Genomic DNA, 875 nt, shown 5'->3' on the forward strand with positions numbered 1-875 from the left:
TAATGACACCTTAAAATGTCCCGAGGTTGACGGAACACCTTGACCGGCAGGAGACGGAAAACGTGACCGTATTTAAACAGCTAAAACGGGAACACACCTTATCGGTCGTTCCCGTTTTTCACTAAATTGCTACCTGGTAGGTTTCATTCCGCTTTAAGTAGAAACAGGCCCGGTGCGTCCCGATCTGCACATACCAATCCTGTCCAAGTACTGCCTGACAGGTAAGCACCTGTCCATAGCCCACATGAAGATCAAACCAGTCGCCGTCCCGCAATCGATAGCCCATCTGATCACCCCAATCCACGATCCAGCATGCAAGGGCATCGTCGTACGTCATCCAATACCATGTACGCTTACTCACGCGAATTCTCCTTCAATCACCGTTTTGACCATGCGGTCATCGATGATGCGCGTTCCTTGTTGCGATGCACACAATAAACAGTGGGTCGCCAGCTTATTGATCAGACGGGAGGCCCCGCTGGAATACTGAAAGATTTCGTCTATCGCACGCTCGCTGAAAATGTCTCGTTCCACACCGGCATAGTGCAGGTGGCGCGTCATGTACGCCCCCGTTTCGGCGCGATCCAGGTGATCCAATTTGAACTGAATGTCAATGCGCTGGCGGATCGCCGCAAACGACTGAAGCTGCAGGCGCTCCCACAGTTCCGTTTGTCCGACGAGAATCAATGCCATTGGGCTTTGGGCATCCATGCGGAAATTCAATAAAAAGCGGACCTCTTCTAACATCTCCCGATCCAGTAAATGCGCTTCGTCTACGACCACCACCGGTGTTACCTGGTGAATGCCTTTCATAAGTTCAATCTCCCGGTGCAGCTGTCGCTTGGCATCTCCCCGGTAAAATTTCGCTTCTAAGC

The 875-nt window shown here is 51.7% G+C and carries 2 protein-coding genes; both read right to left on the reverse strand.

Translation table 11 applies throughout. From position 1 onward, the window contains the following. Positions 1 to 121: 121 nt before the first annotated feature. Complete coding sequence (locus HCN83_RS17945; protein ID WP_343033774.1) at positions 122 to 361, reverse strand: DUF5348 domain-containing protein; 240 nt, start codon at positions 359 to 361, stop codon at positions 122 to 124. Continuing rightward, positions 358 to 875: ExeA family protein (locus HCN83_RS17950; RefSeq protein ID WP_168009786.1), on the reverse strand; the 518-nt coding region annotated here is incomplete at its 5' end. The genes HCN83_RS17950 and HCN83_RS17945, both read right to left, overlap by 4 nt.

Origin of the sequence: Alkalicoccus luteus (assembly GCF_012034335.1) — a bacterium.
Taxonomy (GTDB): domain Bacteria; phylum Bacillota; class Bacilli; order Bacillales; family Salisediminibacteriaceae; genus Alkalicoccus; species Alkalicoccus luteus_A.